This window comes from Paraglaciecola sp. 20A4, from assembly GCF_011378905.1.
Taxonomy (GTDB): domain Bacteria; phylum Pseudomonadota; class Gammaproteobacteria; order Enterobacterales; family Alteromonadaceae; genus Paraglaciecola.
The window spans coordinates 69,483-78,768 of sequence record NZ_WTPY01000024.1; the positions used below are offsets into that span (position 1 = coordinate 69,483).

The following is a 9,286-nucleotide window of genomic DNA, read 5'->3' on the forward strand; positions in this document are numbered from 1 at the left end:
GCCGATGACTAATCAGTCAAAAAATCAAACACACGCGCATCAACCGCAAATAAAAATCCCGGCCACTTATATGCGTGGTGGCACCAGTAAAGGGGTATTTTTTGCCCTCGCTGATTTGCCTGAAGTAGCGCAAACGCCTGGCGCTGCAAGAGATAACTTATTGTTGCGTGTTATTGGCAGTCCTGATCCTTACGGTAAACAGACCGATGGTATGGGCGGAGCTACGTCAAGCACCAGTAAAACGGTGATTTTGTCGAAAAGTGATGACCCCGACCACGATGTGAATTACTTGTTCGGCCAAGTGGCCATTGACAAAGCCTTTGTCGATTGGAGCGGTAACTGCGGGAACTTAACTGCTGCAGTAGGCTCGTTCGCCATCAGCAATGGTTTAGTTGAGGCCAGTAGAGTGCCGCTAAATGGCATTGCCGAAGTGCGAATTTGGCAGCAAAATATCAAGAAAACCATTATCGCGCATGTGCCTATTACTGACGGGCAAGTACAAGAAACCGGTGACTTTGAACTCGATGGCGTCACGTTCCCAGCGGCTGAGGTATTAATTGAGTTTCTGCAGCCAGCCGATGACGGTGACGATGCAACTGATGGCCCCAGTGGTATGTTTCCCACGGGGGATATTGTGGATACGCTCAATTCACCAGAGCTGGCAGCGCTTGGTTTATCCAATCTGCAAGCAACGCTGATAAACGCAGGTATTCCGACTATTTTTGTTAACGCGGCTGATATTGGTTATACCGGCACTGAGTTACAAGAGGTGATCAATAGCGACCCAGCGGCGCTAACAAAGTTTGAAACAATACGTGCCCAAGGGGCAGTGCAAATGGGCTTGATTAAGGATATAAGCGAAGCGGCATCACGCCAGCATACGCCCAAAGTCGCTTTTGTCGCACCACCTAAGCCGTATGTTTCATCCAGTGGAAAAGCTATTGGACTTGAAGACATTGACGTATTAGTTCGCGCCATGTCTATGGGCAAATTGCACCATGCTATGATGGGCACTGCAGCCGTTGCTATTGGCACTGCTGCGGCCATCCCCGGTACGTTAGTTAATATGGCCGCAGGGGGAGGCGATCGTACTGACGTGCGCTTCGGTCACCCTTCTGGCACGTTGAAAGTAGGTGCTGCCGCTGAGCAAATTGACGGCCAATGGTCGGTATTAAAAGCATCCATGAGTCGCAGTGCCAGGGTGTTGATGGAAGGCTGGGTACGTATACCCAAAGACAGCTTTTAGGTTGATACGGTAAGTAAATAGCTAACGTATTAGCGTCATCTATTGGTAAGCGATCTTAGCTTTTGTTAAGGTCGCTTTTTTATTGCGTATGCGCTTGTTATAGCGTATCCGGCTACTCACTCAAGCGCCTTATGTTAAATTCTCAAACCAGAATGATCGCCCCTCACACACCTGCTTTTTGGCGGGCGACCCTTGCCCTATGTTTGGGCTCGTTTATGGTGTTCGCCAATTTATATGTAACTCAACCTTTACTGCCAATGATAGCCGAGCGATATAATGTTACTGCTTTGCAATCCAGTGTAAGTTTTACCATTGCCACCTTAACGCTTGGGCTATCTTTGTTGTTTTATGGGCCATTATCAGATGCCGTTGGGCGCAAAGGCATTATGCTGTTTACGATGGTGGGAATAACGCTCACAACGTCTTGCTTAGCGTTAACCAATGATTATCATAGTTTGCTGTTCTTACGGGCGTTGCAAGGCTTCTTTTTGGCCGGTTTACCTGCTATCGCAGTCGCCTATATGAGTGATGAATTTAACGCTGATGCATTGATGATTGCCGTGGGGATTTACATTAGTGGCAACTCCATTGGCGGAATAGGAGGGCGCTTACTGGGCGGTTTTTTAGGTGAAAACCTAGGGCTGGGCGGAACATTCACTGTGATGGCGGGGCTAAGCTTGTTATTAACATTAGCGTTTTTTTGGTTATTGCCTCCATCACGTCATTTCGAACCCAAGCCATTGCGGCCAAAATTGATGTTAGCGCAAATGGGCGCACATTTGGTAAACAAACGATTGCTGCTGAGTTACCTCATTGGTGGATTAAGCTTTTTTATTTTCGTGAATCAATACAGCTACATCACGTTTGTCCTTAAAGACAGCCCATATTTTTTATCATCTCAATATATAGGTTTGCTGTTTCTAACTTATTTGTCAGGCACCTATGCTTCGGCAATATCAGGTAAGTTAGCTAAACGCTTCTCTCAGCCAGTGTGCATGATGGCAGGTACGATTATTATTATGCTTGGTTCTGCCGTCACGTTGATACCGACTCTGTTAGCCATCATTATTGGCTTGTTTATTAATGCTTTTGGTTTCTTTTTGACCCATTCTACGGCCAGCAGTTGGGTAAGCCTCAATGCGCAAAGCGGCAAAGCCAGTGCATCGTCTTTGTATTTAACTTTTTATTATATTGGTGCCAGCACAGGGGGGATTTATCTCGATATGTTCTGGCATCAAGGAAAATGGACCGCTGTGGTTGAAGGCTCTTGGTTGATGCTGCTGATGATATTGTTATTAGGTTATGGATTACATCGACTGCATGGTATTTCGAAGCAGACATCGCTTTAATACTGGAATTCGTCAAGACGGGTTACGCTTTTAATTGCTTTGGCTCTAGCCACCCTATAAAATTGCTAAATCGGTTTACTTAGCAGGATGCTACCATCAAAAATCACACGATAATAAATTCTTCAATGCTTAGTTTGAAGAATTTAAGGCTGGTAATAGTCGTCGGAACAGCCTTAATGATGAGTTTTATTCTTGTTGATTTAACGGTTATTCCCGAGGCTGTAAAACGTGTTTATTTAATCTCGCGTTTGGGCCTACAACTGCCCATGTTAACGGTGTTTTTTGCGCTAACGTTCTTACCATCTTATAATAAAATTTATCATCTGGTGTTGTGCTCAAGTCTGCTTGGGGTGTGTTACGCCAATTATTGGTTGATTGTTCAGTGCTGGAAAATAGCTGAGTTTTCGTTTTCCTATGAAGGGACCTTCCTATACGGGCTTTATTGCATGTTTATCATGCGTTTATCCTTTAAGTATTCAATTGCTTTTGTATTGTTATCCATAGTCGGGTTTAGCGCTGTGGTGCTTATGTATCCGGTATACGATAGTTTTGGCACAGTTAACTTAGGTTTTGTGTCTCTTGGCTTATTCATCAGTTTAGTCGGCGTAAAGCAAATCGAAAATCTATTTGCTCGCTTCGCACAAGTGAACGAAAAATTAGTGCATTTAAATCAAATCGATCAGTTAACAGGTTTGTATAATCGCGGCGCGTTAGAACGGCATTTTGACCGTATGTTGTCTCTGGCCGCCCGCACTAATAGCCCCATTTCTATATTTGTTATTGATCTTGATAACTTCAAAGACTTTAACGATGGCTACGGGCACTTGCGCGGTGATGAAGTGATTCAAATACAAGCGACTATTTTAAATCAGGTTTTTAACCGAGATAGCGATATTGTCGCCCGTTATGGCGGTGAAGAATTTGTAGTGATCTCATTGGGCAATGATTTGTTAGCATCCGAAGCGCTTGCTGCTAATGTGCTGCGCGGCTGGCAATTAAAGAAAATTAAGCATGCTAAAGGCAATGGACAAAGCATTGTCAATTGCTCGATTGGCCTAATAAGCACTCGGGTTGATAAAACCACGCAGAAAAAAGACTTATTTGATCAAGCTGATAAAGCCCTCTATCAAGCGAAAAATACTGGTCGTGCACGCTATGTCAGCGCAAGTGAAGACATCGCTCTTTCGTACTAAAGAGCGATGGGTGAAAACCGGACCAAAAATAATCAGCATTAAGCACAAAACTCGTTATAAATAGGCAACTAATAAATAGTTAAACTCCTACTACTCATTCACGATCCCAATATTTGAGCCCTGATAAGTCATGAGTCAGGACGCCATCCCCCCAGTTGCGCCAGTAAATAGCAACGGCTTATAAATTTCTGTGCAATAACGTTATACGCTTTGCAATATTTACTGTTTATGCATGCTGATTTACCGGGCTTAATCAAAGTTCGATAATTTTTTTCATCATGCTAATCATCTGAAGGCTTTGCGCGACGTGTTGTTTAGCGTTGTTCGTCAAACATATTCTCAATTTGGAATAGCCTTTGCTTAGCCTCTGCCACATTCGATTCACATTACCCTTATAACGGCTAATTTAGCAAAATCGATTCAAGCCTATGTAATTAACAGGCCATACCCACAAATAACGTCGATACATATTGCGTAATACATTAAGAGGACGAAATTTTGCCAAAGATTAAAAATACTATCCAAAGCTCAAACGAAGCCCCCACTGAAACGTCCACTGAGCATAAAGGTACTGGGCGTAATGAAAGTGCTCATCAGGCGTTAACCGAGCCGACCAAGCTAGGTAATATGCAGCTTAATAATCGCATTGTCATGGCACCGCTTACGCGTTCTCGTTCTACTGCGGGTGATAACTTACAGACACCTCTACACGCTGTTTATTATGCTCAGCGGGCATCGGCTGGATTAATCGTATGTGAAGCAACACAAATCAGCCCACAGGGCCAAGGATATGCATGGACACCGGGCATTTTTACTGAACAACAAGTGGCACATTGGCGAGTGGTTACTGATGCAGTGCACCGTGCTGGAGGGCGTATTTATTGCCAGCTTTGGCATGTGGGGGCAATTTCTCATCAAGTATTTCAACCCCATAATGCACGTCCATTTTCTGCCAGTGAGTTTCAGCCTGAAGGCGAAGCATTCGTAGGGGATTTACTTCCAGAGGGGCCGACAGTACCGCACCCCAGAGCCCAAGCCATGACGTTAGAAGACATCGACAATGTAAAACGAGATTATCGCCACGCTGCTAAGTGTGCTAAAGAAGCTGGTTTCGATGGGGTTGAAATACATGCGGCGAACGGTTATTTACTCGACCAATTCATTCGTTCATCAGTGAACAAACGTGATGACCAATATGGTGGCAGTATTGAAAATCGACTACGTCTACTCGAAGAGGTCATCGATGTAATTGCACAAGAAATGCCGCGCAATAATATTGGCGTGCGGCTGTCACCCACAGGTGGTCCAGGAGGAAGCTTTGACGACGATCCACAAAGCACTTATGTAGCAGCGGCAAAGGCGGTTTCAGGAAAAGGTGTAGTCTATCTGCACGTGGTGCGTCCGAATAATCATACCGGGGATGGATCAGGCATTGAGCAAGGCAACCAGCTGTTAAAAGACATGCGCGCCGCGTTCAGTGGTATGTTTATCGCGAACGGTGAATTTACCCCTGAAGAAGCTGAAAGCTGGATCACAAACAAAGACGCTGACGCTATAGCGTTCGGACGATTATTTATCGCTAACCCAGACCTACCAGCAAGAATTGCTCAAGATGGCCCCTACAATGAACCTAATGAAGAAACCTTTTATGGCGGAGGCAGTGAAGGTTATGTGGATTATCCTTCACTTGAGGATGAGAAATCAGCTACCTAAACCTGTCAATTAGCTAGGCTATTCAAATCTGCTACCAGCAGTTAATTTAGCGCAATGGATATGAGTACACATTGCCTGCTATTAAAAATGTAACGTAAAAGAGAGAACAACAATGACAACTATTGCAGCTTATGCAGCTAAATCAAACGATGGCCATATGGCGCCGCATGAAATTACCCGCCGTGAGCCGGGCGACCATGATGTACAAATTGATATCCAGTTTTGCGGCGTATGCCACAGTGATTTGCATGCGGTGAAAAATGATTGGGGTAACTCAAATTACCCTTTAGTACCAGGACATGAAATTATTGGGGAAGTTAGTGCCGTTGGGGGAAAAGTAAGTAACATTAAAGTAGGTGACACAGTAGGTGTTGGCTGTATGGTTGATTCTTGCCAGACGTGTGCAGCATGTGAAGATCACTTGGAACAGCATTGCTTAAGCGGTGCGACTATGACGTACAATAGCAAGCCCAAAGATGCCATAGGTGGGGATGAAAAAGTCACGCAGGGCGGCTATTCGAAGCAGATTGTGGTCAGTGATAAATTCGTGCTTAAAGTGCCGGGAAATTTAGATAAGGCCGCTGCCGCTCCACTATTATGTGCCGGCATAACCACATACTCACCCTTACACCAATATGGTGTGAAAAAGGGCATGACAGTGGGCGTGATCGGTTTGGGTGGTTTGGGCCATATGGGTATTAAGTTCGCCTCTGCGATGGGCGCGCATGTAGTAATGATCACTACTTCGAAAGAAAAAGCTGACGATGCAAAAAAACTTGGGGCTGACGAAGTGTTAGTCACTAAAGATAAAGATGCCATGAAAAAATGGCGTGGCAAGTTTGATTTCCTGCTTAATACTATTCCGGTAGGTCACGACGTAAACCCCTATTTAAGCTTGCTTAAATACAACAGTACTATGTGTTTTGTTGGCGCGATTGAACCATTAGAGGCGGTCAACGGTGCATTAATGATCGGCGGTCGTAAAGCATTGGCTGGTTCGCTGATTGGGGGTATAAAAGAAACTCAGGAGATGCTCGATTTCTGCGGCGAACACAATATTGTGTCTGAAATTGAAAAAATTAATATGCAGGATATAAATGAAGCGTTTGAGCGCATGAAAAGTAATGACGTGCGCTACCGTTTTGTAATCGATATGCAAAGCTTATAGCTCAGTCATTGATTAAAAACGGATAGTTATTAAAAGCCCAAATTTATAAGGTGTACCTTACAAATTTGGGCTTTTTCATCGGGTGTATTTTTACGCTTCGCAACGGTGCATCGCGACTAAAATGGTGCTGTAAACCTTAAAATATTAATCTGCCTCTCATCTATTCATACACTCACCACCCATTTGATTGATTCAAGTATCTGATTTTTAATATTATTTAAAGTTTTTAAAACAAGTAAAGTAAAGCGGTATGTTTCTCGCTAACTAGAAATTTTAGTTTATTGAACGATAATGAAGAGGCGTGAGAATTCCTTTACCCCACCATTTAGTCGCAGCCTTTTACAAGTTTAAAGGGCTGGCAGTAAGCAATGTCATATTGGATGTATGAATGAGTCAACGTTATCGACATAGAGTAGGCAGTAAAACTTATCTATTCAAAGATTTAGCCCAGCTTTTGGCCAAAGCGACACCGCCACGCTCGGGTGATTCGTTGGCTGGGGTTATTGCTGATTCAGACCAAGAGCGCGCCATAGCACAGTTAACACTCGCTTATGTGCCTCTTCGTGATTTCCTTAATGAGGCCTTGATACCTTATGAAGAAGATGAAATTACACGTTTGATAATGGACGAACATAATAAGCAGGCATTCACACCCATTGCACATTTAACCGTAGGTGACTTTCGAAACTGGCTTTTGAGCGATTGTGCGACCAGTGAAATATTGGCCAGCGTGAGCAGTGGTATTACTCCAGAAATGGCAGCTGCAGTGAGTAAGATCATGCGCAATCAAGACCTTATTTTAGTAGCCAAAAAATGCCATGTTACCACAGGGTTTCGCAGCACTATCGGTTTACCAGGGCATTTGTCCACACGGTTACAACCTAATCACCCAACCGATGACATTAATGGTATTGCTGCCAGCATGTTAGACGGTTTGCTTTACGCTAATGGTGACGCCGTTATTGGCATTAACCCGGCCACAGATAATGTCGCGCAAGCCATAAACCTGCTGCACCTGATGGACGATGTTATTCAGCAATACCAAATTCCCACGCAAAGCTGCGTCTTAACCCATGTGACCAACACCATAGAGTGTATTGAAGCAGGCGCGCCAGTGGACTTAGTTTTCCAATCGATAGGCGGTACACAGGCTACCAACACCAGCTTTGGTTTTGATTTAGCCACACTCGCTGAAGCACAAGCCGCTGCACTTAGCTTGAAACGGGGCACAATAGGCAACAATGTTATGTATTTCGAAACAGGACAGGGCAGTGCGTTATCTGCCAACGCGCACCATGGATTAGATCAACAAACGTGCGAAGCCAGAGCGTATGCAGTCGCTCGCAAGTTTGACCCATTGCTGGTTAATACAGTGGTAGGTTTTATCGGCCCTGAGTATCTTTTCGATGGAAAACAGATCACGCGGGCGGGTCTCGAAGATCACTTTTGTGGAAAATTGCTTGGCCTGCCGATGGGCTGCGACGTATGTTACACAAACCATGCTGAGGCAGACCAAAATGATATGGACAATTTGCTTACCTTACTCGGTGTGGCGGGCTGTTCATTTATTATGGGGATCCCCGGTTCAGATGACATTATGCTTAATTATCAAACCACATCATTTCATGATGCTTTGTACCTTCGTCGCGTCTTGGGAGTTCGACCAGCCCCTGAATTTGAGTTGTGGTTAAACAAAATGGATATCATGAAAAATGATGGACACAACCGATTATCTGCAAAGATACCTGAAATATTCGCCCGCTCGTTACACACTTTAGGGAGAGGTCAATAATGAAAAAATATGACGAAGCACCTATGTTTGCTACTGATTTAACAGACCGCCAAGGTAATAAAACTCGCAGGGATGTGGTGAATAATCCATGGCGTATTTTGCGCAAATTTACCCATGCACGCATTGGTCTTGGTAGGGCAGGTGTGAGCTTACCAACCTCCGAGATGCTTGGGTTTCAGTTATCCCATGCTAAAGCCAGAGATGCGGTAAAGCTAAAGTTGAACATTGAGGTGTTACTCGAAAAGCTGGGTGAGTTTACCCCTCTATTATCGTGCTCACCTATGGCGTTGCATAGTCAGGCCTTTGACAGAACGACTTTTTTACAACGCCCTGATCTCGGTCGGAAACTAAATGACGCTTCGCGCAATTCGCTGTTAAATTTTATGATCCAGCAACACGGTGAAAATCAGCCCCCTTACGATTTGGCGATAGTGGTGGCAGATGGACTCTCATCAATCGCGGTGCAAAATAATGTACAGCCTCTGCTGCGCGAATTAATCCCCTTGTTGAAAAATCAACGCCCTGAATGGACATTGGCCCCTTTGACCCTTGTGCAGCAAGGCCGTGTGGCAATTGGTGATGAAGTCGGCCAATATTTAAATGCCAAGGCGGTATTGGTGTTAATTGGTGAGCGACCAGGCTTAAGCTCACCCGATAGCCTAGGTCTTTATTACACATGGCAGCCGAAAGTAGGTTTGCATGATGCACAGCGAAATTGCATTTCGAATATACGCCCAACGGGGTTAGGTCTTGGATTCAAAGAATAAGTGCATAACTTGAACGGGTAGAAAAAACGGTCAGCCGAATATATGCTAATCGCTTTTT

6 protein-coding genes and 1 pseudogene are annotated in these 9,286 nt (G+C 44.5%); all 7 read left to right on the forward strand.

Annotated elements, in window-relative coordinates:
- Positions 1 to 4: 4 nt before the first annotated feature.
- Positions 5 to 1,246 (forward strand): 2-methylaconitate cis-trans isomerase PrpF, encoded by a 1,242-nt coding sequence (gene prpF, locus GQS54_RS17935; RefSeq protein WP_166425304.1) that lies wholly within the window; start codon positions 5 to 7, stop codon positions 1,244 to 1,246.
- A 152-nt stretch (positions 1,247 to 1,398) separates the two neighbouring features.
- Positions 1,399 to 2,595 (forward strand): MFS transporter, encoded by a 1,197-nt coding sequence (locus GQS54_RS17940; RefSeq protein ID WP_166425312.1) that lies wholly within the window; start codon positions 1,399 to 1,401, stop codon positions 2,593 to 2,595.
- Between the two features lie 176 nt (positions 2,596 to 2,771).
- The gene (locus GQS54_RS17945) at positions 2,772 to 3,788 is read left to right on the forward strand and encodes a GGDEF domain-containing protein (RefSeq protein WP_166425305.1); all 1,017 of its coding nucleotides are present in this window, start codon (positions 2,772 to 2,774) and stop codon (positions 3,786 to 3,788) included.
- A 498-nt stretch (positions 3,789 to 4,286) separates the two neighbouring features.
- On the forward strand, positions 4,287 to 5,501 hold the full coding sequence (locus GQS54_RS17950; RefSeq protein WP_205967824.1) for an alkene reductase: 1,215 nt from the start codon (positions 4,287 to 4,289) through the stop codon (positions 5,499 to 5,501).
- A gap of 112 nt (positions 5,502 to 5,613) precedes the next feature.
- Positions 5,614 to 6,669, forward strand: a complete 1,056-nt coding sequence (locus GQS54_RS17955) for an NAD(P)-dependent alcohol dehydrogenase (RefSeq protein WP_166425306.1) — start codon at positions 5,614 to 5,616, stop codon at positions 6,667 to 6,669.
- Positions 6,670 to 7,057: 388 nt separating this feature from the next.
- Positions 7,058 to 8,461, forward strand: coding sequence for an ethanolamine ammonia-lyase subunit EutB (locus tag GQS54_RS17960; RefSeq protein ID WP_166425307.1), 1,404 nt, complete (start codon positions 7,058 to 7,060; stop codon positions 8,459 to 8,461).
- A gap of 23 nt (positions 8,462 to 8,484) precedes the next feature.
- Positions 8,485 to 9,210, forward strand: a pseudogene (gene eutC, locus GQS54_RS17965) (ethanolamine ammonia-lyase subunit EutC); the annotation flags it as partial.
- Positions 9,211 to 9,286: the final 76 nt, after the last annotated feature.